We start from the raw sequence: 24,676 nt of genomic DNA on the forward strand, positions 1-24,676 counted from the left end.
GTTGTTGTACTCTGATACCCTTTCTTTTTTACTAATACCCGTATCTTCCAATGTACGTCATTTCAGTAAGATAGTTGTAAACAACATTTCCATCTTTATCAATATATCCTTCATTCTCGTCATCTAAGATGGCATAGGCTAACCCATTTTGAAAGTTATCTGCCCATACATATTGTTTTTCAGAAGGATTTAAAACATAATTCCCTTTTTTATTTATATATCCGTATGCTTCGATATCCCAATCTGCGACTACCGCTAGCCCGTCACTAAAACTACCTGCCCAATCAAATTGAGGATTAATAACGAACGATCCTTCTTTATTAATAAATCCATATTTTCCTCCTACAGAAACAGAAGCTAAACCGTCTGTAAACGGATTTGCCCATTCAAACTGAGGATTAATGACATACTGGCCTTTGTGATCAATAAAACCAAATGTGTCTTTCACCATTACTAACGCAATACCATCGCGAAAATCAAGATTACCGTAATCCATGTAATAAGGACTGTCGAACTGAGGATTAATCACATATTTACCTGTTTTATCAATGTAACCTATTCTCTCACTCAACTCTACCCAAGCAAGCCCCTCCGAAAATTGTCCTACATATTCAAATTGTGGATTGATTGTGTACGTTCCATCTTTATCAATAAATCCAAATTTATCTCCAACGGATACTGCTGCTAACCCTTCTGAAAACGGATAGGCATTATCAAATTGAGGGTTAATAACATACTCGCCCTTTTTATTAATATAGCCATACTTGCCATTTAATTGGACCGCCGCTAAACCGTCTGTAAACTTTTCGGCGTAATCATATTGAGGATTAATAACGTACTCACCAGATTCGTTAATAAATCCATACTTATCCCCTATGTACACGACTGCTAATCCTTCCGAAAATTCACCAACATAATCAAACTGATAATTAATAACCACTTCACCTTTTTTATTCATAAACCCGTAACGAATGTCATTAACGAACTCATAATAATCTTCGTCATATTTGTAATCACGCACTTTATATAGTGTATTTTTACTAGAGTTAGATTTACTAGAATTACTAGACGTGCCTGATGTACATGCTGCTAAAAATAATAGAGCTAAACAAAAAATTAGCAATAAACCTTTCTTCATAGGAACCACTCCCATCTATTTTCTGATACTATTTTACTACATATTCGACAATAAGTTTTATCTTTTTGTAGAAAATACCGAAATTTTGTTATTATACGACAACTAGCCCTCGTCGTATTCCAATGATATAATCTTACTATATGTCAAAATTTGAAAATACATAGTTCGGGGGTAAAATAATGGCTATTTTAGTAACAGGTGGAGCCGGATATATTGGTAGTCACACTACTGTGGAATTATTAGAAGCAGGATACGACGTTATCATTTTAGATAACTTTTCGAATAGTAAAATGGAATCGTTACGCCGTGTAAAAGAAATTACTGGGAAGGACTTTGCATTTTACGAGGCTGATTTACTTCAGATAGAGAAAATCGAACAAGTTTTTCAAGAAAATCAAATTGATGCGGTAATACATTTTGCAGGGTTAAAAGCAGTGGGTGAATCAGTAGAAAAGCCACTCTACTATTATCAAAATAACATTACAGGCACCATAAACCTTTGTGAAACAATGAAAAAAAATGATGTAAAAAAACTTGTTTTCAGTTCGTCTGCAACGGTTTATGGGATGCCAGAAAGTGTACCTATTTCTGAAGATTTCCCATTGAGCGCAACAAATCCATACGGCCGTTCTAAGCTTATGATTGAGGAAATTCTCAGAGATTTATACGACTCTGACTCTACTTGGAGTATCTCTTTACTACGTTACTTCAATCCAATTGGTGCACATGAAAGTGGAAAAATTGGCGAAGACCCGAATGGAATTCCGAATAATTTAATGCCATTCATTACACAAGTTGCGGTAGGGAAACTACCTAATCTTCAAGTATTTGGAGACGATTATGACACAGTTGATGGAACAGGTGTAAGAGACTATATTCACGTTGTCGACTTAGCTAAAGGGCATTTAAAGGCGTTAGAGAAAGTGAAGAAAACTACTAATGTTGATGCTTACAATTTAGGGACTGGCCAAGGCTATAGCGTACTAGAAATGATACAAGCATTTGAGGAAGCTTCCGGAAAAGAAGTACCATACCGTATTATTAACCGTCGCCCTGGTGATATTGGGGAATGCTATGCCGATCCAACAAAAGCAGAAAAAGAGTTAGGATGGAAAGCAGAAAAAGGAATTGAAGAAATGTGCCGTGATTCTTGGAGATGGCAAAGCAATAATCCGAATGGATACGGAGAGTAACACTTACTATGGAGGTTAGATAAGTTCTAACCTCCCTATTCTTCTAAGTCAGTTTTTCGTTACTTATCCTTCAACATTCTGTTCACTTGATCTCGATTAAAGCTTTCATACCCTTGACTTCTCCCCCATGAATACATGTGCTCGTATTCTGGATGTTTTTTGTCAGCTAGCACTTCCATAAAATATTCGAAACCACCTTCTCCACCTACATCTTCCGGCGGTGTATTGCCTTCCCCATCAACACAAGTTGGAAAAGGATTGGAATAATCATTTATCAATTTTTCTACTTCAATGACATGCTTCCACTCGTCCCCAAAGTCATAAACATACAACATCTTATTTGGAAGGTATTCGGATAGAATAACATCCTTATTCATTTTCATTGGGACTTCATCTCTTGCATATGCAAAGGCTTCTTCAGTAGCAACTAAATGTGCTATCGGTTTGCCAGCTAGATTTAGTATATAAAATTCATGCAAATGTTCGTCTTGCCAATTAAAAGCAGCTTGCATTACTGTGTGTAACTGTGAAAAAGTTTTATGTATTGGGACGATAACTCTCCGCCAAATACGATAATTCTCTAATTGGAGTGTTATTTTTAATTGAACCGCCTCGGTATGAAAAATAGGCTGACCGTTCCAGGCAGCTATATCTTTATACATTTCTTCGTTTGGTTCGATATACCCCTTTCCTTCGCCTGCATATATTCGACTCACTCTTTTACTTAGCTCTACTTGATTTATAGCTTCTTCTTGAATGTCTTCTTGAAAGTAGTATACATTTTCACACGCTTTGTTCATTCTAGCAACGAACGTCCTACCTTGTGTTTTCGAAAAGACTACTTCATTACGGAAAAACGGTTCAATAAATTCATCTTTTATTCCTTCCGCTTGAAGTGTTTCTCGGATCGCGTCCCTCATTAATTGCTGTATATTTTTCATCTGCTTTGCCTTTAATCCAAAAAGAACGACAGTATAACGATTGCGATCATTAACTAGTACTAACGTTTTTTTACGACCAATCAACATAAGATTGGCATGCCAAGAAAATAAACGTTCTGCATCTGTTGGTGGTTCAGCTGGTTTTATTTTCAATTCATCTAATAGTTTCTTCGTACACTGTATTAGCATCGAAAAGGCTCCTTTTTTGTAGGGAAGTGCAAGTTCTCTCCCTTTATTCATTAATAATAGTTTATCACTTTATCGCTACATTTTTAATCATCACTAAACTACCCTTGCTTTCTGTTGAACGTTTTCGTTATGGTACCATCATATTTTTTTAAAAAAATTTACTAGTAGCGCTACTTTTCCTTCCACAGGCTTTATATAGAAGGTGAAGGAGGTGATAAGGATGGCACAAGCAGTACTAGAAAATACACAGCTTCGCTTAATCTTTGAGGTAGGGTTGGACGAGCATGGAAACGTACAATTTAAAACAAAAAACTACAACAACATCGCAATTGATGCAACAAACGAAGGGTTAATTGCAGCAGCACAAGCGATTAGTAGTCTTCAAGTGTACCCGTTAGATGCAGTGAAGCGTAACGACTTACAGCTAATCGTTGAATAATGGTTAGCAAGTAACTAGGAAGAAAGGTAGGTGAAAGACATGAAAACGTTAGAGCTAATTTTCTTAAATGAAATGGGAAGACAAGCGAAATTAGTTGTTGATGAGCCACGTGAGGACGTAACGGAAGCTGAAATAACTAGTGCGATGGATGCAATTATTGCTTCCGGCGTATTCACAACGAACGGTGGTAACTATGTTACGAAACATAGTGCAAAGGTAATCGAGCGTACCGAAACTGTTTTTGAAATGGCAGAATAATAAGCTAGTAGGGTCAGGGCAAGCTCTGGCCCTTTTTTAAGGAGGTGTGAACGTTAAATGGAACAATGGTGGAGCTGGATAAGTGACGTTGGATTTCCAGTGGCTGTCACGTTTTATTTATTAACGAGGATGGAAAATAAGCTAGACACGCTCATTGCGACAGTACAACAGCTAGTCTACCAAGATCCATCTATTATCAGTAGAAGAAAACAAGCGAATTAATTAGAAAAGCGGAGGCGGCTCGATCAGGTCCAATCAAACTGGAGCTTTTCCGCAGGAGATAAAGGAATCACGGCGAGCGATCTTCGAGTCGATGATGACTTATCGTACGGAGGAAAAGTGAAGTTTGAGCCGGACCTAGCCGCCGGAGCTAGACAATTAGAAAAGCGGAGGCGCTTCGATCAGGCCCGTACAAACTGGACTGTTCCGGTAGGAGATAAAGGAAACACAGCGAACGACAGTGAGCTGATGTTGACTTATCGTACGGACGGAACGGGAAGTTTGATAGGGCCTAAGCGCCGGAGCTAGACAATTAGAAAAGCGGAGACGGCTCGTTTGGCCCCACAAGCATAGGAGACAGAGCAATCTCTGTCCCCTCTATCCTTTTCGAAACTCATTCGGTGTTAAACCGGTATATTTTTTAAACACTTTACTGAAGTATTTTTCATTTTGATATCCGACTTTGTAGGCAATTTCATACACTTTTAATTGCGGCTTGGTTAAAAGCTCCTTTGCCTTTTCTATCCGTATTTTCATTAAATAATCAGTAATTGTTTCGTTGTACTCTTGCTTAAACTTCCGTGAAATATGTTCCCGACTTAAATAAAACTTTTCTGCAATGTCTTGAAGTGTAACATCAGACTGGTAGTTCTCAAAAATATAGTCTTTTATTGCCTTCATGCTCGTATCATCTTCTTCGCGATCTTCGAGTTCAACGCTCCCTCCAAACTCTTCCTTCCACTTCCCAATTGCTCTTGCTAACGTCTCATTTAAAATTTCTGGATCAATTGGCTTTAATATATAATCAAAACTATTATAGTAAATTGCGTTTCGCATATATTCAAAATCATCATAGCCGCTTACGACAATTGTTTTGCAACGATACTTAGAGTTGGAAATCCACTCTAATAGCTCAATACCATTCATTTTTGGCATTCTCATATCTGAAAACACAATGGCAGGACGATGAGTAGCAATTAACTCTATCGCTTCTTCTCCATTTTCCGCTTCTAACACTTCCTCTATCCCGTTACCTTTCCAATCAGCTAATAAGTTTAAACCATCCCGAACATGCTTTTCATCATCGACAATTAACGCTTTCACTTCATCCCCACCTCCTTAGTAGAAGAAGTTGGAATACTCATCGTAACGATCCAGCCTCCTTCCTTACGGTTGTCTACTTTTAAACTAGCTGATTCACCGTAATAAAGCTTTAAGCGCATGTATACATTTTTTAAACCGATATGCGTTCCATCATTTTCTTTAGGAAAGCGTACTTCATTTTTCAAATGCCGGTAAATGTCTAGTAATCGCTGCTCTGATACTCCAACTCCGTTATCTTTCACGATTAATATTAATTCGTTATCCTCAACACTACCTTCCACCGTTATACTACCTATTTCATTGCCTCCATCAAAACCGTGCTTAAAATAATTTTCGATAATTGGCTGTAGAATCATCTTCGGAACAGGTACATCCATCGCTTCCTCTTCTATATTTAACTCATATTCAAACCGATTTGCGAACCGTTCTTTTTGTAGAAGGAAAAACGCTCGAATGTAGTTTATTTCCTTTTTGAGTGGGACAATTTCCTCCTCCATATTCATTCCGTAGCGCATTATTTTCGAAAGATGGGTAATAAGCGTATATATTTGTGGCACATTATTTTTCAACGCTACTGTCCCGATTGACTGTAATGCATTATATAAAAAATGTGGATTAATTTGAGATTGAAGAGCGCGTAGTTGGTTCGTTTTATTTTCAATCTCTAGTCTATATTCACGATTAATTAAATGATTAATTTTTTCCATCATTTGTTTGAAACGTTCACCTAGTACACCAATTTCATCTTTACCTAATGAATCGAACTGTACCTTCATGTCGCCTTTTTCAACTTGTTTAATATTTTGCATTAACACACGTATTGGAGAAGTAATTTTGAACGACACGAAAAGTGTAGATAATATAACGAGCGTTAAGCCGACAACCCCGAACAGTATGTTAATTTTCGTTACGGTAAACGCATTATCGTATAGCGACGTATACGGTACCCGTTTTACTAACAGCCAACCACCAACAGTAGGAGATATTTGCTCGTACATAATGACACCATGAAAATCGTCGCCTCTCCACTCGAATTGGTCGTGTGCTACTACATCTTCTTTTACAATTTGTTGTATCCATTCCTCTTCCTCCATCACTGTGTTCATGGAATTATATATTAGTTCTCCTTCTGATGACAGGATGAAAAATTGTTCATTTTCACTATTATAAAGGTTCGTACTTAAATCTAGAATTTTCTCTGTAGCGATTTCTAGCGTAATATACGCCAACACCTCTTCGCTTGGAACATTCCGGAGCGCACGATGTAAATAGATCGTTCCATGAGAAAGGCCTTTCGTGTCAAAGTACATATTATTTGGACTCTGTTCCGCTCTTTCGTATAAATCTTGATATTTATCCGTTACTGTATTAGAAAAAACAACATTCGACCGCTTCGAAACGGTAATTAATTGGTTCTCATCCGCAAAAGATATTTCTACTCGCCTTATATTTTCTTCCGCATATAGTACTGTTTGTAAAATATTTCTTACGATTCCAAGCGTTAAATAATTATCCTCCTTATGAGGTGCTCTCATATAATTAATAAAATCAGGATTGTTATATAAGGAAAGGGTAAGTCCGTTAAGTTCCGTTAAGTAACTTTCCATATTAATTTTACCTTGATATAGTAAATTACTATTATTTTGCACAACTAAATCTTTAAACGCTTCTTTCGTGTGATAGTACGTTATAATGATGGACGTACCGAAAGGCAGAACCGTTACAATCAATAGTAAAATAATAAGTCTATTACGAATACTTCCTTTAAACATACGCCCACCACCTCGAGTTTAGTTTTATCAATCATTATAATAGAAAAACGAAGACTTCCATAGAGGAGTTTACACTTTTCAGTTCAATTTATAGCACTAATTTGTAATAAATACGCCGAAAAGATGGCAGCCATTTCGGCCACCACCTTTTAAAATTGAAACTTATTTAAAGCTATCCCAAGTGCTTTGGAATCGTTGTAATACTGTATCGTAGTCAATTTTACCAGCAGCATATTCTTGAATAGTTGCTGCGAATTCTTTGTTTGCTCCATCTGGCCATCTGAACCAAGTCCAAGGAATCGTGTTGTCTTCCACAGAGTATTCTAAAATAGATTGACCAAGATCTCCTAAACCAGCAGGCTCGATGTTATCGAACGCAGGGATAAATGCGAACTCTTCTGTGATGAAACGTTTACCTGTCTCAGAAGAAACCATCCAGTTTAAAAATGTTTTTGCTTCTTCAAGGTTGTCAGAGTTTTTGTTTAAAACCCAGTTGTTCGGTACGCCAACTGGAAGACGGTTCGCACTTGCATCGTCTGTCATTGCGATTGGTAAAAATGCCATGTTTATATCAGGGTTGATTTCATAAATCATGTTTTCTACCCAGTTACCTTGTTGTAGCATTGCTGTTTTACCTGTTGCAAATTGTGTTACTTGTGTGTTGTAATCCGTTGTAATCGGGTTAGCGTTACCATATTGTAACTCAGCATCTAATACTGTTTGGAAGTCTTGGAAATGCTTGTTGCCAACGAAACTTTCTGTTCCGTCATATAATCCTTCGATAAACGCTACCGGATCATCTTGTTGTGCAAATGGAATGTTTAATAAATGCTGTCCAATTACCCACCACTCACCGTAACCAGCTGAGAAAGGAGTAATTCCGTTTGCTTCTAGCTTTTTCGCTGCATCAATTAACTCAGAAACCGTAGTTGGCGGCTCTGTAATACCAGCTTCTGCAAATAAATCTTTATTGTAAATGAAACCATAACCTTCTAAATTAACCGGCATACCGTAAAGTGTGCCATCTTCATCTGTCATAGGTACTTTTCCGATTGGAAGAACGTGCTCTGCCCAAGGCTCATTAGAAAGGTCTGCTAAATGCTCTTTCCAAAGCTCTAACTCTTTGAATCCACCGTTATTGAAAATGTCTGGTTGCTCACCAGAAGCGAATTTTGCTTTTAATGCAGCACCGTAGTCCGCACCACCACCAACACTCTCAAGCTTAACTTTAATGTTTGGATGCTCTGCTTCGAATTCTTTAATTAATTCTGCAAGTTGGTCTGCAATTTCCACTTTAAATTGGAACATGTTTAACGTTACTACGTCACCATCTGATTTGGACTTTTCGTCACTAGAGCCACTTGAAGAACAACCAGCTACTATGCCAATTACTAGGAATAACGAGATAGATAATAAAAGCAATCGTTTCATTGATAAATCCCCCTTAAATGTTGTTTGTTTATAGTAAACTCCTGATTCTCTCGGAAACAGAAGCTTATTACTGACGTGATCCTTATTTTACAGAACCTTGAGCAATACCTTTGATAATGTGCTTCTGTAAGAATAGGAAGAAAACAATAACTGGTGCGATACCTAGTACAAGCGCCGCTAATCCCATATCCCATTGCTTCGTATATTGAGCAAAGAATGAGCTTGTTGCTAATGGAATGGTACGTAATTCTGCATCTTGTAATACTAGAAGTGGTAATAAGTAGTCATTCCAAATCCATAGTGTATTTAGGATAATAACCGTTACCGTAATTGGTTTTAATAACGGAAATACAATTCTCCAGAACACTCCGAATTGACTACACCCGTCAATTCTTGCTGCCTCCTCAATCTCAACCGGAATTCCTTTTACGAATCCGTGATATAAGAATAGTGAAAGCGGAACTCCAAATCCGAAATACATAATGATAATTCCGGGAATACTATTAATAATACCAAGTGTCCCACCAAGCTTCATTAACGGAATCATAACCGTTTGGAACGGGATAACCATCGCTGATACAATTAGGATGAAAATAATTTTGCTCAGTTTACTTGGTGTACGAACCATTTTCCACGCTGCCATCGAGCTTAGCACAACAATACCGATAATGCTAAATACCGTAATGACTAAAGAATTCATAAACGCTTTCGGGAAGTTAATAATTTCCCATACTTTTGCATAGTTCGAGAATAAAATCTCTTTTGGCCATGCCGCCGCATCAATTAATATTTCGCCAAACCCTTTTACGGAGTTAACGAGAACGAAGTAAAACGGTACGAGGAACAGAAGCGCTAACATAATCGCAAATATTTCAAGCACGAATGTTTTTTTCGTGTACTTGTTCATTACGCTTCAACCTCCTTCTTCTTCGTTGCTGTTACTTGTAACGTTGTAACAATCGCAACTATTACAAAGAATATAATCGACTTTGCAGTTCCTAACCCGTAACGGTTGTTTTGGAATGCTTCTTGGTAAATGTTAATGGCTACTGACTGTGTAGAATTGAACGGGCCACCGCCAGTTAAAGAAAGGTTTAAGTCAAAAATCTTAAATGCCATCGAAATCGTTAAGAAGAAACAGATAGTAAATGCTGGTAAAATTAATGGAACAATTATTTTCGTAATTGTTTGGAACGTAGAAGCTCCGTCAATTTTTGCTGCTTCTAATAATGATTGGTCCACACCTTGTAAAGCTGCGATGTAAATAACCATCATATAACCACTAATTTGCCATGCGAATACGATAACTATTCCCCAGAACGCAGTCGTTTCATCTCCTAACCAAGGTAACTGGAAGAAGCTCCACCCTGTTGCCTCTCCAACAGATGCAAACCCTCTGACGAAAATAAACTGCCAGATGAAACCTAGTAATAATCCACCGATTACATTCGGTAAGAAAAATACTGTTCGTAATATATTTTTTGTTTTCAGAGCAGCGTTTAAAATTAACGCTAAACCAAAACCTATTAAGTTACTTATTAACACTGCCGCAAGCATGAATTTTGTCGTAAACATAAACGATTGGAAAAATATTGGATCATTCGTAAAAATTCGTTTATAGTTTTCAAAACCAACCCACTCTACTGCAGAACTAACTCCATTCCAAGAAGTAAAGGAATAATAAATCCCCATTAAGAATGGAACAATCTGTATTACAAGAAAGAATAATAATGCCGGCCCTACAAACGCTAAATACGTTAAGCCTTTTTTCCAGTTACGCTTCTTTTTACTTTCTGTTTTAATTTGTGTAGAAGCTTTCGCTGACTTTGTCTCTAAATTTGCATCCATTCTCTTCACCGCCTTTTGTGTAACCGCTTACCTAAATTATATTGTAAGCGCTTCAATAATACGGTCTACTAGATTGACTATTTAGGTGCACTATATTGATGGATGTTTTCGTTAGAATAGAAAAAAGAGACCAGTGTCAAAACTGATCCCTCTTTTTATATTATTACATTCCTAATTTTAAATGATGATACGATAGCTTTTTCTTAAGCTGCATTTTTAACTCTTCGTCAAGGCAGTCTTCAATGAGAATGGAGTAGTACGTAACAAACAGCTTATGATAGATTTTCATATCAAGTTAACCTCCTATATGTTCGTACGGAGGAAGTATTCGGTAACTGGCTAGCATAGTTAACCCTTAGCCCCTATAGTTTTGCGTCATCATTTTTCAATGACTTTGCCCTTTCGTACGATACTATTATTCTATCTTGATATCGACAAAACGAGATTCACTTTAACAGTTCGTAAGCACCAACTTTTTTCATGGTTCTTTTTACCTATTAACATTATCATTAGCTTGTCTTATACATTATAGTTAATAGTAAATAATGATCTCGGCAGTTTCAACTAATATTCCTACAAGAATATGCTACTATTTAATATTTACTGATCTCCCAGTTTTAATTGAATCCCAGCATGCATCCATTACTTTCATATTGTTGATTGTATCGTCAATCGTGTACGAAACAGTTCCATCGTTCAGTATTGCGCTTGAGAAATGTTCAACTTCTAAACGGTATATATCTCCACTAAATTTCTCTTTGCGAATCTCATTATCCTTTTCCACAATAACAGTCCCCACTCCGCCCACTTTATCAGGTCGAAATGCGTGTGGTACTTTAACGATTCCTTTCGTTCCGATGATTTCATACTCATCCCGATTTGCCATATCAATACTACTTTCCGTTTTAGCAATCACATTTCCCGCAAACTTCATAAACGTTGAAGTTGTTAAATCAACACCACTATCTTGATCGTTAAGGCTAAATGCCTGTAACTCTATCGGTTCGCTTCCAAGAATCATCCGAGCAGCATGAATAGGATAGCAGCCAACATCATACAAACTTCCGCCACCGTATTCCTTTTGCATTTTTATCGAATTTTCTCGATCCCCTAAATGAAAAGAAAAACTACTATTGAACTGCTTCACTGTTCCTATTTCACCAGAAGCAATTATCTCTTTCACCCTTTCATGTTGAGGGTGAAACTGGTACATAAAGCCCTCCATATATTTTACTGGAGAAGAAATAAGCGCCTCTTTAATTTCAGTCGCTTCTTCCGCTGTTAATGTAGCAGGCTTTTCTGAAAGTACATGTTTTCCTTTTTGAATCGCGCTTATAGCCCATTCTTTATGTAAGTGATTTGGAAGCGGAATGTATACGGCATCAATGTCTGGATCATTTAATAACGCTTCATAACTTTCGTATGCTCGTGGAATATTTAACTCCCTTGCGATATTATGTACTTTATTGTTTCGACTTGCGATTGCTACTACTTCCGCATTTTCCGCTCTATCTATCGCAGGAATAAATTGCGTACGCGCAATCCGTGCGGTACTAAGAATACCCCATTTAATTTTCATTATTTTCACCTCACCCCTTATTTTAACAATGAAAAAGAAGGTAGACTAGTCTACCTTCTTCTTTGATGAACTATTCGGTTAGTTGAATATTGGTAGTTTTGATGTGTTTGGAAAAGTTAATTGATGCACCTGCACGTGTTTTTGACGCACCTGAAAGATTAATTGACGCATCTCATATATACTTTCACCCTTACAACCTAATCAATGTTCACATTTACTAATTCTACTTCACTTAGTTCCTCAGCTTTTCCACCATTATCTTGCTTTTCAACACTAAACGTAACATTGATATATCCTTTACCGTTTATTTTTCCAAGCTTTTTCAAATCAATATCGGTAAGTGCAATCACAAATGTGCTCGTTTCTGTTTGAATTTCTACTTTTGCATTCGGTTGAGATTTTTGTAATTGTTTAATATCGTTTGCCGGTAGCTGTACGACAACCGACCCATCTGTAGTTGGACGATCAACTTGAATCGTAAATAGATTAGCATCATTCTTCTTACTTAATAATGCTTTCTCAGCAACAGTTGCTGTTACTTTTTCACCCTCAACTTTCACGTTTACATCATTCACAGTATTCGCATGCCCTTTAGCATTACCTCGTTTCTTTTTCTCGTTTTCTTCACCAACAGAAGCATAAATGCTATTTGCTAACAATCGGTAACTATGGTCAGTATGTGCTCTAAACGCTAAAGAGTTAGCAAAAAGAGTAATGGACGTCCCATCTACATCTGTTGTAAATGCTAACGTTTCACCGTTAGCCCCTTCATGCCCTGGCCACCATCCAGCCACGTAAAAATCTTCAGCATTACTAAAAGTTGCAAGAACTTCGGCGCCATCAGGAACGGAAGAGATCCACGCACCAGTTGTAACATACAACAACTCGTCATTCCCATAACCGGATGTTAATAAATGATCATTTACATTTGCTTTTACTAGCCCTTCATGACTAGTTCTCGTATAACCGAAATCATATCCAGGTAGTATTCCACTTAACCTAACAGCACTTAAAGCGGAAACTCCTAATCCGATGTATGCTTTCCCTTCAATATTATTTCGATTAAAACTCGTATTGTCACTTACGATAACATCTGCATCAGCTTGACTTACTAAATCAAAACCTAATTCCTTCAACGTATAGCTTAATTGAGAAGAACCTGTTACAGACACTTTCGGTTGCACTAAAACATTCGTTTTAATATTTTTTGAATTTCCTAGAGAAATTGCTTCAAAATAATAATCATTAGCATACGAACGTAGATCCTTCGTTTCTACGATAAAATCACCTTTGTTTACACGGGCATTTGTTTCTAATGCTACTTCGACTGTTTTACCGTCTTTTAATAATTCATTCACTAGTTTCACTGTGTCGTTATTCGTATTTTTCAATACTTGCTTCGGTGTATTCCCAACGATTTTTCCAGTTGTAAAATTAACTTCATCAACTGAATTGGTCACATTCGAAAATACTCCTTTTTCTCGAACTTCATGAATAGTAAACCCACGTAAATCTGGGAAATTCACGACGATTGGATCATACATTGCTGCCCAATCTGATACATCTTCTCCTTTATAAAGGACAGCATTGGCTAAACCACGTTTTGCTTGATTCATCGGTACTACGTACGTCCCCTTCGGATATTTTGTACCATTCAAATGCACACTTTTCGTCGTTTTTTCTACTTTTACACCGTTACGAATTAAGTAATCTACCATTTTTTCTGCTTCTGATAGATTTTTTTGCTCCTTTGTATCTGTTGGAATTACATAATAATCTGGGAAAAAGTTTTCATGCTCCCCACGAACACGTCCTATCGTTTCCCCTGCTGCATTGACATAATATTGGTCAACCGCTCGATTATCCTCACCGTTCACACCACGCTCGAATACTCTCAATTGGTTAGCATATAGCTCATCTTTATTTTCTGTTACAAATAGAGTTGCACCTAATCCAGCTCCAAACATGGCACGATAAGAATCTTGGCCTAATTCAGGTACTTCAATTGTATGACCGAGTGATCCATGTAACATGGAAAATACCGCTGTATAAGCTGGTGTCATATCATCCCAGCCATCCTCCCACTCCAGTTTTGGTATAAAGTAAGAGTCTAAGTTTGAATTACCAATCCCCGCCTGCCCCATCGCATGTGCTTGATTAATCATGTTTCCATGTAATAAATCATATTCAAAGTTAGGGTTATGCGGTGGTGTTGTTGGTTCAATTAAAAATCCGTTTACATAGCCGTGCATGTCAATGAAAGAAAGCGGCGTCCACTTTGCTATTAGTTCATTTACTTGCTGTGTTTCTACTTGTGTTTGGTATGCGTTGTCACGGTTTAAGTCAAAACCGTTCGCATTTGCACGAGTGTTAGCAACTCTTCCGTCTGGATTGCTAGTGAAAAGGTATAGGAAAATAACGTCATCTAACACTTCGTCTACGTTTAATGTAACCTCTGTTTCCTCTTTCGTAGTAGGATCTTGTGTTGTAAATGTAATTTCCTCTTCTAGCGCAAATTCCCTTAATAATTCAACTTGCGCATCAACACCTTCTACTTCATCAGGATGGATATTGTTAATCCAAATAGGAATTTGGTAGTCTCCTATCGTCCCATTTTCTATTTTTTCTAGTAAACTACTAGGATCGTCTAACGCAGTTGGTAACGTTTCATTTAAGTACTTATTTACTGCTGATTCGTCTTTTGCCAACGTTACAAAATGGATGTCACGTCCCTCAACCGATTGACCTGCAACTTCGTATTTTAAGTAGCGATCATTCGCCTCGGCTTGTGCAAACACTTCATCAATTGCAGGCTTTATTTCTTCATAAAATAAAAATTCGTCATACACATTAAGTTTTACGTTTGTTGCAGCTTTCTGACCAGAAACAGTGTTAATTAAAGCTAATTCATAATTACCAATCAATTGCTGGTATTGAATACGTATCGTTCTATTGGAAAGATTAGTAGTGTCAAAAGGTAAGTCAAATTGCAGTGTCGCCTTTACGACTGTTGTATCATCAACAAAATGAGGTTCTTCCACTACTGTGATGAATGGTGCACCGTTATAGTTTGTACCCCCACTCCATTTTTTCCAATCTGAAAGGTTTTTCCCACCAAATTGGAATTGTAGTTCGTCTAAATCTACTCGTTCCCCAAAGTCTGCTTGCACTTCAACAGTACGAGCTTCCGTTAAGGAAAGTAATGTTCTACTAGTTTCCAGCTCTAGGTTGCTAGCTTCAGCACTATTCGCTAAAACTGGTACTTGTGCAAAACTAGATAAAACTAAAAGAATCGCCATCCAACACACCAATATTTTTCTCATAAACTCCCTCTCCCACCGGTTAAAATTTCGACAACAGAAAGAATAATTATACAAATATAACTTATAATTATTCTAACGCTATTTCTTTTTACCATAAAAACCAATTCGTAACATCCCACTAAGGTCTTGATAGAATATACCTATGTTAAACATTTAGTTTAGGGAGAAGGCGTTTCTTCTTCTAAAAATGCAAAAAACCCTTGTAGCTCTAAACTACAAGGGTTTTTTTTAATCTCTACTAAACACATCTCGCGTATATACTTTTTCTTTTACATCAACAAGGTCGTCTGATAAACGATTTGCCACGATAACATCACTAATGTTTTTAAACTCTTCGAAATTATTTACAACTCTAGAACCATTAAACGTTTCGTCTTTTAAAACCGGTTCGTAGATGACAATCTCAATTCCTTTTTCTTGTAGGCGCTCGATAACACCTTGAATGGCTGATTGTCTAAAGTTATCGGAATCCATTTTCATCGTTAATCGATAAATCCCTACTACTTTTGGATTTCTGCTAGCAATCATATCTGCAACATGTTCTTTTCTCGTACTATTCGCATCCACAATCGCTTTAATGATATCGTTAGGTACTCCTTCATAGTTAGCTAACAGTTGCTTCGTATCTTTCGGAAGACAATATCCACCGTAACCAAATGAAGGATTGTTATAATGACCACCGATACGCGGATCTAGCCCTACACCTTCAATAATTTGTTGAGCGTTCAAGCCTTTTAATTCTGCGTAAGAGTCTAGCTCATTAAAAAAGGAAACTCTCATCGCTAAATAAGTGTTCGCAAAAAGCTTAATTGCTTCAGCCTCTGTAGAGTTCGTAAACAATACAGGAACATCTTCTTTAATTGCCCCTTGAGCGAGCAAATCAGCAAAAACCTTTGCTCTTTCAGATTGCTCCCCAACAATAATGCGGGAAGGATATAAATTGTCATATAAAGCTTTTCCTTCTCTTAAAAATTCAGGAGAGAAAATAATATTTTCCGTGTTAAATTTTTCTCTTACTTGAGCAGTATACCCAACAGGAATTGTCGACTTAATGACCATAACTGCATTAGGGTTAATCGCTAATACATTTTGAATGACTGCTTCTACAGAGCTGGTATTAAAGTAATTTTTTTCTGTATCATAGTCTGTTGGTGTAGAAATAATAACATATTCTGCATTTTTAAATGCTTCTTCATTATTAGTAGTTGCCTTTAAATTTAATTCTTTCGTAGCTAAAAACTCTTCAATCTCTTTATCAACAATAGGAGATTTTTTATTATTAATCATATCTACTTTTTCTTGAATAATATCTAGAGCAATGACTTCATTATGTTGCGCTAAAAGAATAGCATTCGATAAACCGACATAGCCAGTTCCAGCGACTGTTATTTTCATTTCTTTTCCCTACCTTAAAATCAAGTTTATATGTAAAAACTTTTCCTTTTTATCCTTTTTCAACATACCATATTTAGTGGTAGAAATCCAAGTTTTCAATAAAAATAAGAGTAGCAACTTCTGCTACTCTTTCAATTTACTACTTCTACACAAGAAAGTGAAGTCTTTACACTTTCCTATGTATTGCTTGCAATCCAATTAGTTTTAGCTTCTTTAGCCAACAATTAACCACTTTTCTTATAAACAATAATAAAATATAGATCCGTCTTATTTTATCTCGTTTTTGAGAGATTCGATATAGCCACTCACAATGACATTTTTGCCAAATGATTGGTGCCCTTTTACATTCGCCAGCTAGTACATCTAAACTTCCTCCAACCCCGATAAACACACCACTCTCAAAAATAGAAAAGTACGTAGAAATCCACGTTTCTTGCTTTGGTGCACCGAGGGCAACAAAGGTTAAATCGGGCTTCAATTGACTAATTTCGTTCGCGATTTTTTCACCATCATTTTTAATAGAGAAAAAACCATGATGAGAACCGACTAATTTTATATCGGGATATTTCATTTTTATGTTATGTATCGCTCGATTTAAAACCAATTCTTCTGCACCGAGCAAATAAACCTTTTTTTTCTTACGATTGGCAAAATCTAATAAGTGTAACATTAAATCGAACCCTGTTATTCTTTCGGGTAACGATTTTTTTGTTAATATTTTTGAAGCTAATATAACTCCTATACCATCTGCTGTTACATAGGTCGCATTTTCAATACAACCCTTATATGACTTACTTTTGAACGTTTCTACCATTATTTGAGGATTACCAGTTACTACATAGGCTTTTTCTTTCTGTAATACATGCTTTTCCATTACTTTTGCAAACTCGGAAAATTTACTATTAACAAAGTCCACGTCAAAAAGCCTAATTTTATCTTTCAACATACTTTTCACCACTCTAATAGTTTAGCGTTCTTTTGTAGGGGTAACCTGTTCTTTTGCTATATTAATTTCATCTATTAAAATATTTCTTGTATGCTCCGTTCTCTTCCAAGTTTTATTATCCTTCGTAAATAAGGACCAAAAAAACAATGGTACGTATGAAAGATTAAATAGTATTAAAGATAATATTCCTTTTATTTTATTTAATCGTTTATTAGAATCTGAAATTAATGTATAGACTACATAACTGAATTGGAAAATAATCATAAATAACCAAATTTGCCATGGTAAAATTGCTTGGAACCAGGATTGGGCAAAAGTTAAATTGGATAGTAGGATGATAGCTCCAGATAAAGAATTTAATATTATACGCCCTGGGTTTACTAAGTAAATGGCACCATCTAAAGCTAAAATATCGAATTTTCGAATAAATCTCCACAATAACTTTCCAGTATATTTAAAACAAACATCCCAGTGACCGCGTGCCCACCGTAGTCGTTGAATACAAGAGGCGATAAAACTCTCAGGCTTTTCATCATAAACTCTCGCATAATGACACCATCTTGCAGGAGTTCCTTTTAACAAACATTGCATCGTAAATTCTAGATCTTCCGTTAACGATTGGGCAGTCCAACCTACCTCTGTGAAAAGCTTCGTATCAACACAAAACCCTGTTCCACCAATTGCATTACCAAGACCTAATCGTGACTTACCTAATTGCCACGCTCGGTTCATATAATAATAACTAGTCGCATAAGAAAGAGTTACCCAGTTATCATCCGGATTTTTTGAATCTAAATAACATTGAATTAATCTGTCTCCATTTAATAAATGGTTGTTCATCTCTTGTAAGTAGTTTAAAGTGACTAAATTGTCCGCATCAAAAAAGCAAATAGCATCGTATTTTTTCGTTAAATCTTTTCCAATCTGTTCCACCGCATACTTAATTCCGTACGGTTTCCCTCGTAGTTCCCCCGGTTTACTTTCATGCTCAATTACTTTTGCACCGAGACTTCTAGAAATTTCGGCGGTTTTATCGTTACAGTTATCTGCAATAACGACTACATCATATAATTTATTGGGATAATGTAAGTTTTGAAGATTTTCTACTAAATTACCAATTACTTTTTCCTCGTTATGAGCTGGAACTAAAATTAAGAAGCGCTTTTTAGGGGATTTATTTTCTAACTTTTTTGCTCTACCAAACCCGAATAGACTGATAAATAACCAGTATATCCAAAAGAATAATAATACAATTTGCAATCCATAGAAGCTTATTATGAGAATATCGTTCCAGTTAATCACAAGCATTCTTCCTTCCTATACCTATAAAGTAAAGCACTTACAACGTTAAGGTTGTAACAATTACTAATTTTAGGCTGCTCATAAATAGTAAAAATGGAACAACTGACATTTGCCAGTTGTTCCAACTTTATTAATTTGATACTCTTTCTTCTGCTGCATCCTTAATATATTGCGGTACACCATCAGTTGCTAATAGTAAGAAATATGCATTATAAGCTTCTAAATATTTATTGTTAGCAAGATCGTCATCAGCTTTAGCTAAAAGTGCTGGAGCAACTCTTGCCATTACACCTTCGGCACGAGCATCTCCTTCACTATAAGCAAGACCTGTAAAGTGTACTGCGTTGTATAAGTTTCCTACTTCTTCATACCATAATGCATCACCAAGATATGCAGATTTCACAGCGAGTTTACTTGCTGCTTCCTCTTTCACGTCTTGAGGTACACCTGTAGTTTCTACTAGTAATTGATAAGCAAATTCAGCTTCAGTAAAGTTGCCGTTAGCTAATAATTCATTTGCCTCCGCTAATAAAGCTTCAGCTACGTTCGCCATTAGCGCTCCTACACGAGCATCCCCTGCTTCAATTGCTTGTCCTGCAAAGTATACAGCATTATAATAGTTTCCTAGCGACTCATACCAAAGTGCAATCGCAAACTCTTCAGATTTCACAGCAATTTTGCTTGCTGCTTCCTCTTTAACAGCTTGAGGAACACCTTCAGTTTCTACTAATAGCTGATAAGAATATTCAGCAGTAGTAAAGTCACCTTCTGCTAGTTGAGTATTAGCTTCATTTAGAAGTTCTACAGATACAGTTTCTAATAATGATTCTGCACGAGAATCTCCATCTAATAATGCTAATCCTGCAAAGTATACAGCATTAAAGAAGTTATTTACTGACTCATACCAAACAGCTTCGTCATAGTGTGGACTATTTGGAGCTTCAACAGTTAAATCGAGAACATGCTCAGAAGAGTTACCCGCAACATCTTCCACTGATAACGTTAATTCGTTTTCCCCAACAGGTAAACTTGGTAAAGATAAAACGAAGTTACCTTCTTGGTCCAACTCAACAGAAGCGCTATCCAGTTCTTCTCCATCAGCATCTAATAACACATATTCAACCGTTAATTGGTCATTAACGTCATAATCTAATCCTAGTACATTTTCAACAGTTGATTTGTAATCAACAAAACTATCTACTACAGTACCTGATACTTCGAACTCTTCCCCTGGTTGGTATTCACCTAGATCGCCAAATTCTACTTCCGCATTAGACGTTTTAATGATTAACGGAGCCCAATCAAATGTGACACCAGCTACTGGGTTTGCACCAGTAAAATCAACAGTGTACACTCCATCTTCCGCCATTTTTTGTGCTCCATCAGCCCAATCTCTATACACACCATTAATAGTAAGTGTATAAGATCCTGCTCCTAAGCTTTCACCAGCATGGAAATATCCAACATATCCATCTCCATAGTATCCACCTTCAGGATTTTGTGCATCCCATAGTTCAATATAGTTCGTACCATGGTTATTTAATAATTGGAATGCTAATCTAGTAGTATCTAACACACCATCTCCATTTGGTGAAATAACATCACTTTCTAGGAAGTAATAACCTAATCCGTTCGGAACCTCTCCAGAAAACTCTACAGCAAATGGTAATAGTAGTTTAGAAGTAGCGCTTTGGATATGAATGTAACCTAGTAATTCGTTTCCTAAAGCACCTGCTCCAGCTGGAACATTTAATGTAACGTTTAACACTTGCTCATCAGAAAGTGTAAATGATGTTACATCTACCTCAACATTAGCAGCACTCATGTCACCTGTCCCACTTTTCGTTGTTTGAACAGTAACATTAAAGTCACTTGTTGATTCACCCATGTTTTTCACTACAACTTGCTTCGTAACAGTTTGAGCACTTTGAGCATTCGGCTCTACTTTACCGAACGTAACAGTACCCTTAACGTTTTCATGAACTTCACCTTCAAATTCCGTTTCATCATAAGCATACGCTAACGCTTCTGGGAAAGCAGCCGCTACAGGTTGGATACGTCCAGGTCCTTGAGCAAATACATCGTACTGGCTAACATTTAATTGTTTAGCAGTATTAGATATTGCTACTTTCATATCAAATGGAGTCCACTCCGGATTTACTTGTTTCAATAGCGCAGCAACACCGGCAACATGAGGTGTAGCCATACTTGTACCAGTTTTACGCCCATATGCATACTCATAATCTGCACCAGGGTAATCTTTTTCATAAGCAGGAATAGCTGCCATAATATTAGTTCCAGGTGCTACAACATCTGGTTTAATATCAAAATTTGGGTTCGTTGGACCACGAGAACTTGAACTATTGACATCGTCACCTTCTGTCATTGTCTCAGTATAATCACCGAAAGTTACTTGGCCTAACTCTGAACCAAGAGCTTCTCTTAACGCTTGTCCATCCGCAGTCGCCATATCAAATGTTGGGATGAATCCATAATCAGTGCTTAAATAAATATTGGCAGGACCAGCTCCTGCTACGTTATTGTGGATAATTGTTGCAATTGCCCCAGCATCTTTTGCTGCTGCAATTTTATCAACAAATGCAATTTCACCACGGGAAATTAGTGCTACTTTTCCTTCTACATCAATGCCTTCAAAGTCAGACGGGTTACCAACCCCAGGAACAGCTACTAAGTCATAAGTACCTGTTAACGTATCTCTCGGATCCTCTTGATACGTCCAACCGAACATTGGTAATGTATCTGTTTTACTGTATTCACCAGCTTCTACAGTTACAGAGCTACTTAAATGCATTTCAGGAACAGTAGAGTTACCTACAGAAATAGCAAACGCAGAGGAAGCCGGATTTCCAATTGTGCCGCGGCCAGGTCCACTATTACCTGTTGCGATAACGGCAGTAACACCAGCTAACGTCGCATTGTTAATCGCAATTGCATCAGGTGCCGTTTCACTGTTACTGCTACCACCTAAAGAAAGGTTAATGATATCCATTTCTTCTACAACTGATTTTTCAATTGCTGCAATGATTCCAGCAGTTGCCCCACTACCATATGCTCCTAATACACGGTAAGAGTATAAATCAATCTTCGGAGCTAAATGTACAATTGTACCTGCTACGTGTGTACCATGAGAAGTATAGAATGAACTACCATTTGCATTAAATTCCGGTCTATGATCTGGGCGATCTAATGGAGACGTCTCATATCCATCATCGTCAGCCCGGTCACGAGCATAATCATTACCAGAATGTGGTATGAAGTTATATCCACCTCTGTATACATCAGCAAAATCAGGGTGGTAATAATCGATACCAGTATCAAGTACTGCAACCTTTACCCCTTCGCCTTCATATCCTAAATCCCAAAGCTCAGGAACACCAAGGTGTGGAGTGCTATCGGTCATTAGTGCATCTACTTTATCTTCTTTACTTGGTAATTCAAGTGCATATCTTTCTTCATCAAGCTCAACACTTACAACACCTTCAACACTTAAAAGTGCTTCTAATTCGCTGGCTTTAATTGTCAAAGACATACCATTGAATACTTTGTTGTATGTAAAGCCTTTAGAATATTTAACTTTCTTCGTGCTTAAAGACTTTTCAAAAGCTATTTGCTGAGAAACTACTTTTTTCTCAACCGCTTTTGCTTCAGAAGCAGAAAAACTTTTCCCTTCTACTTCACTTTTTCCTTTTACTAATGCTACTGGTGGTTCAGATAGTTGTACAATTACTGAAACTTCCTCATCACCTTTTAATTCTTGTAGAGATTGATCTAAAGTTGGAGTTTGTTCTAGAAGTGATTCTTGTTGAGCAATAATTTTCTTCATTTGTAATGTTTGCTCATCAACAGTTGTTTTCTTTGTAGGAGAGTCTGTAGCAAATGCTGCTGCTGGGCTTAAAAACGTTGATAAGATTACTGTGATGATTAGTAAACTACTAAAAAATTTCTTAAAACTTCCTTTTTTCAACACGTTTCCCCCTTTTCCTATTTTACTACGCGAATATTTACCGTTTTTCCCTATATAACCACCCCTTCCCTCAATTTTTTACATTTCAGTGGAAATGTAATGTATAAATAGTAACATATGCCTATTGTTTTAGTAAATATAATATTCTCAAAACTTAAAAGATTCAGTATACTGCATGTATACTAATATAACTTTCCACAAAAGCACTAGACAACTCTTTGTTCCAAATCGTTATACAATAATAATTTAATTTTCACATTTAGCTGTTTTCTTTAACTTTATTCTCTTACAATATTTGGAGATTAATAGGTATTAATTAACCGAAATATTGTTCGTAGTGAATGATTTTAGCTTTATGAATCCATTCTGCTTCTGGAGCTAATTTGTCGAAACTACTAAAGGTTGTCCTTTTTTTATAGTAAAGTATTCAAGAATTGCTTCTACTATACGTTCTGAAGCAAATCCATCTCCATAAGGGTTGGATGACCATGCCATTTTATTATATTCATGTGGGTCCGTTAATAGTTGTTTCGTAAGTTGATAGATATTTTCCTCCTCTACACCAGCAAGCTTTAACGTTCCTGCTTCTATTCCCTCAGGACGCTCTGTTGTGTCACGTAAAACTAAAACCGGCACTCCGAGTGAAGGAGCCTCTTCTTGTACACCACCTGAATCAGTTAAAATTAGTGTTGAACGTGCTGCAATGTTATGAAAATCTAGGACGTCAAGCGGCTCAATTAGATGTATTCGATCATCTCCTTTTAAAAGATCATCAGCGATTTCTCTAACTACCGGATTTAAATGAACTGGGTATACAACTTGCACATCCTTATGCTCATTAACAATTCTCTTTATTGCTCTAAACATATTACGCATAGGCTCTCCTATATTTTCTCTGCGATGTGCTGTTAAAAGAATTAAACGATCGTTTCCTACTTTCTCCAATACTTCGTGTGTATACGCTTCATTCACAGTTGTTTTTAACGCATCAATCGCCGTATTACCGGTTATAAAGATATTCTTCTCATTTTTATTTTCATAAATTAAATTTAAAGCTGCTTGCTCAGTAGGTGCAAAGTGAAGATCAGCAATCACACCTGTTAATTGCCTGTTCATCTCTTCAGGAAAGGGGGACATTTTGTTCCAAGTACGAAGCCCCGCTTCAACATGACCAACGGCTACTTGATTATAAAATGCTGCAATACTTGCAACAAATGTTGTTGTCGTGTCTCCATGCACTAATATTAAATTAGGCTTCACCTGCTTAATTATTTTATCTAGCCCGTATAAAGCACTCGTAGTAACATCTACTAGCGTTTGTCTACTTTTCATAATGTTAAGATCATAATCTGGTGTAATGTTAAAAATTTGTAGTACTTGATCGAGCATATGACGATGTTGGCCTGTGACAGCAACAATTGATTGAATGTGTTGTTCGTTTTTATTTAATTCTTTAATTAGTGGTGCCATTTTTATCGCTTCCGGTCTTGTCCCAAAAACTGTCATTACTTTTATTTTTTTGTTTGTCATCTCTACCATCACCCAATCCTTTAAGTATACGATTCATCAGTTATTGTCTAAACTTTCTAAAAAATCTTAAAGTTGGGACTATTA

At 36.8% G+C, this 24,676-nt stretch carries 19 protein-coding genes and 1 riboswitch; of the genes, 4 read left to right on the forward strand and 15 right to left on the reverse strand.

From position 1 onward, the window contains the following. Nucleotides 1-31: 31 nt before the first annotated feature. The gene (locus O1A01_RS22285; protein WP_066420814.1) at nt 32-1,138 is read right to left on the reverse strand and encodes a WG repeat-containing protein; all 1,107 of its coding nucleotides are present in this window, start codon (nt 1,136-1,138) and stop codon (nt 32-34) included. Between the two features lie 179 nt (nt 1,139-1,317). Here O1A01_RS22285 and galE point away from each other — a divergent pair, with 179 nt between their 5' ends. Next, nucleotides 1,318-2,331, forward strand: coding sequence for a UDP-glucose 4-epimerase GalE (gene galE / locus O1A01_RS22290; protein ID WP_270065030.1), 1,014 nt, complete (start codon nt 1,318-1,320; stop codon nt 2,329-2,331). A gap of 59 nt (nt 2,332-2,390) precedes the next feature. Here the strand turns inward: galE and O1A01_RS22295 are convergent, their stop codons facing one another. Continuing rightward, nucleotides 2,391-3,461: a plasmid pRiA4b ORF-3 family protein gene (locus O1A01_RS22295; RefSeq protein ID WP_066420812.1), complete on the reverse strand. Its 1,071-nt coding sequence runs from the start codon at nt 3,459-3,461 to the stop codon at nt 2,391-2,393. 220 nt (nt 3,462-3,681) lie between these two features. On the opposite strand from O1A01_RS22295, the gene O1A01_RS22300 reads away from it, so the two are divergent. From O1A01_RS22300 to O1A01_RS22310, 3 genes are read left to right on the forward strand one after another with little or no spacing between them, the layout of a single operon-like run. After that, nucleotides 3,682-3,900 carry a DUF1659 domain-containing protein gene (locus tag O1A01_RS22300; protein WP_066420810.1) on the forward strand — a complete coding sequence of 73 codons (219 nt, stop codon included), beginning with the start codon at nt 3,682-3,684 and terminating at the stop codon, nt 3,898-3,900. A 39-nt stretch (nt 3,901-3,939) separates the two neighbouring features. Continuing rightward, on the forward strand, nt 3,940-4,158 hold the full coding sequence (locus O1A01_RS22305; RefSeq protein ID WP_066420824.1) for a DUF2922 domain-containing protein: 219 nt from the start codon (nt 3,940-3,942) through the stop codon (nt 4,156-4,158). Between the two features lie 57 nt (nt 4,159-4,215). Then, nucleotides 4,216-4,380 (forward strand): YvrJ family protein, encoded by a 165-nt coding sequence (locus tag O1A01_RS22310; protein WP_270065031.1) that lies wholly within the window; start codon nt 4,216-4,218, stop codon nt 4,378-4,380. 375 nt (nt 4,381-4,755) lie between these two features. On the opposite strand, the gene O1A01_RS22315 is transcribed toward O1A01_RS22310, so the two are convergent. The 13 genes from O1A01_RS22315 to wecB form a co-directional block, all read right to left on the reverse strand. Continuing rightward, on the reverse strand, nt 4,756-5,481 hold the full coding sequence (locus O1A01_RS22315; RefSeq protein ID WP_270065032.1) for a response regulator transcription factor: 726 nt from the start codon (nt 5,479-5,481) through the stop codon (nt 4,756-4,758). Next, entirely contained in the window at nt 5,478-7,253 is a 1,776-nt protein-coding gene (locus O1A01_RS22320) for a sensor histidine kinase (protein ID WP_270065033.1), read from the reverse strand. Before O1A01_RS22320 ends, O1A01_RS22315 begins: the two co-directional genes overlap by 4 nt. Before the next feature lie 162 nt (nt 7,254-7,415). Beyond that, nucleotides 7,416-8,684 carry an ABC transporter substrate-binding protein gene (locus O1A01_RS22325; protein WP_066415513.1) on the reverse strand — a complete coding sequence of 423 codons (1,269 nt, stop codon included), beginning with the start codon at nt 8,682-8,684 and terminating at the stop codon, nt 7,416-7,418. Nucleotides 8,685-8,766: 82 nt separating this feature from the next. After that, nucleotides 8,767-9,591 carry a carbohydrate ABC transporter permease gene (locus O1A01_RS22330; RefSeq protein ID WP_066415512.1) on the reverse strand — a complete coding sequence of 275 codons (825 nt, stop codon included), beginning with the start codon at nt 9,589-9,591 and terminating at the stop codon, nt 8,767-8,769. Continuing rightward, entirely contained in the window at nt 9,591-10,532 is a 942-nt protein-coding gene (locus O1A01_RS22335; RefSeq protein WP_066415511.1) for a carbohydrate ABC transporter permease, read from the reverse strand. Before O1A01_RS22335 ends, O1A01_RS22330 begins: the two co-directional genes overlap by 1 nt. Before the next feature lie 163 nt (nt 10,533-10,695). Beyond that, nucleotides 10,696-10,821 carry a hypothetical protein gene (locus tag O1A01_RS22340; protein ID WP_268874270.1) on the reverse strand — a complete coding sequence of 42 codons (126 nt, stop codon included), beginning with the start codon at nt 10,819-10,821 and terminating at the stop codon, nt 10,696-10,698. Nucleotides 10,822-10,859: 38 nt separating this feature from the next. Further along, nucleotides 10,860-10,941, reverse strand: a riboswitch (cyclic di-GMP riboswitch). A 180-nt stretch (nt 10,942-11,121) separates the two neighbouring features. Beyond that, the gene (locus O1A01_RS22345; protein ID WP_066415504.1) at nt 11,122-12,111 is read right to left on the reverse strand and encodes a Gfo/Idh/MocA family protein; all 990 of its coding nucleotides are present in this window, start codon (nt 12,109-12,111) and stop codon (nt 11,122-11,124) included. A 197-nt stretch (nt 12,112-12,308) separates the two neighbouring features. Then, the gene (locus tag O1A01_RS22350) at nt 12,309-15,434 is read right to left on the reverse strand and encodes a M14 family metallopeptidase (protein WP_270065034.1); all 3,126 of its coding nucleotides are present in this window, start codon (nt 15,432-15,434) and stop codon (nt 12,309-12,311) included. 228 nt (nt 15,435-15,662) lie between these two features. Continuing rightward, nucleotides 15,663-16,829: a nucleotide sugar dehydrogenase gene (locus tag O1A01_RS22355; protein WP_270065035.1), complete on the reverse strand. Its 1,167-nt coding sequence runs from the start codon at nt 16,827-16,829 to the stop codon at nt 15,663-15,665. A gap of 166 nt (nt 16,830-16,995) precedes the next feature. Further along, entirely contained in the window at nt 16,996-17,775 is a 780-nt protein-coding gene (locus O1A01_RS22360) for a WecB/TagA/CpsF family glycosyltransferase (protein ID WP_270065036.1), read from the reverse strand. Nucleotides 17,776-17,796: 21 nt separating this feature from the next. After that, nucleotides 17,797-19,077 carry a glycosyltransferase family 2 protein gene (locus tag O1A01_RS22365; protein WP_270065037.1) on the reverse strand — a complete coding sequence of 427 codons (1,281 nt, stop codon included), beginning with the start codon at nt 19,075-19,077 and terminating at the stop codon, nt 17,797-17,799. A gap of 130 nt (nt 19,078-19,207) precedes the next feature. Next, the gene (locus tag O1A01_RS22370) at nt 19,208-23,062 is read right to left on the reverse strand and encodes a S8 family serine peptidase (RefSeq protein WP_270065038.1); all 3,855 of its coding nucleotides are present in this window, start codon (nt 23,060-23,062) and stop codon (nt 19,208-19,210) included. 378 nt (nt 23,063-23,440) lie between these two features. Beyond that, nucleotides 23,441-24,592: a non-hydrolyzing UDP-N-acetylglucosamine 2-epimerase gene (gene wecB, locus O1A01_RS22375; protein WP_270065039.1), complete on the reverse strand. Its 1,152-nt coding sequence runs from the start codon at nt 24,590-24,592 to the stop codon at nt 23,441-23,443. Nucleotides 24,593-24,676 lie beyond the last annotated feature (84 nt).

Source organism: Sutcliffiella sp. NC1, from assembly GCF_027594365.1.
Taxonomy (GTDB): domain Bacteria; phylum Bacillota; class Bacilli; order Bacillales; family Bacillaceae_I; genus Sutcliffiella; species Sutcliffiella cohnii.

Bases quoted from the DNA above. Each gene is read 5' to 3' on its own strand.
- O1A01_RS22295 (WP_066420812.1), bottom strand. From the start codon at position 3,461: ATGCTAATACAGTGTACGAAGAAACTATTAGATGAATTGAAAATAAAA.
- O1A01_RS22300 (WP_066420810.1), top strand. From the start codon at position 3,682: ATGGCACAAGCAGTACTAGAAAATACACAGCTTCGCTTAATCTTTGAG.
- O1A01_RS22350 (WP_270065034.1), bottom strand. From the start codon at position 15,434: ATGAGAAAAATATTGGTGTGTTGGATGGCGATTCTTTTAGTTTTATCT.
- O1A01_RS22340 (WP_268874270.1), bottom strand. From the start codon at position 10,821: ATGAAAATCTATCATAAGCTGTTTGTTACGTACTACTCCATTCTCATT.
- O1A01_RS22360 (WP_270065036.1), bottom strand. From the start codon at position 17,775: ATGTTGAAAGATAAAATTAGGCTTTTTGACGTGGACTTTGTTAATAGT.
- O1A01_RS22305 (WP_066420824.1), top strand. From the start codon at position 3,940: ATGAAAACGTTAGAGCTAATTTTCTTAAATGAAATGGGAAGACAAGCG.
- O1A01_RS22330 (WP_066415512.1), bottom strand. From the start codon at position 9,591: ATGAACAAGTACACGAAAAAAACATTCGTGCTTGAAATATTTGCGATT.
- O1A01_RS22310 (WP_270065031.1), top strand. From the start codon at position 4,216: ATGGAACAATGGTGGAGCTGGATAAGTGACGTTGGATTTCCAGTGGCT.
- O1A01_RS22325 (WP_066415513.1), bottom strand. From the start codon at position 8,684: ATGAAACGATTGCTTTTATTATCTATCTCGTTATTCCTAGTAATTGGC.
- wecB (WP_270065039.1), bottom strand. From the start codon at position 24,592: ATGACAAACAAAAAAATAAAAGTAATGACAGTTTTTGGGACAAGACCG.
- O1A01_RS22355 (WP_270065035.1), bottom strand. From the start codon at position 16,829: ATGAAAATAACAGTCGCTGGAACTGGCTATGTCGGTTTATCGAATGCT.
- O1A01_RS22320 (WP_270065033.1), bottom strand. From the start codon at position 7,253: ATGTTTAAAGGAAGTATTCGTAATAGACTTATTATTTTACTATTGATT.
- O1A01_RS22285 (WP_066420814.1), bottom strand. From the start codon at position 1,138: ATGAAGAAAGGTTTATTGCTAATTTTTTGTTTAGCTCTATTATTTTTA.
- O1A01_RS22335 (WP_066415511.1), bottom strand. From the start codon at position 10,532: ATGGATGCAAATTTAGAGACAAAGTCAGCGAAAGCTTCTACACAAATT.
- O1A01_RS22345 (WP_066415504.1), bottom strand. From the start codon at position 12,111: ATGAAAATTAAATGGGGTATTCTTAGTACCGCACGGATTGCGCGTACG.
- galE (WP_270065030.1), top strand. From the start codon at position 1,318: ATGGCTATTTTAGTAACAGGTGGAGCCGGATATATTGGTAGTCACACT.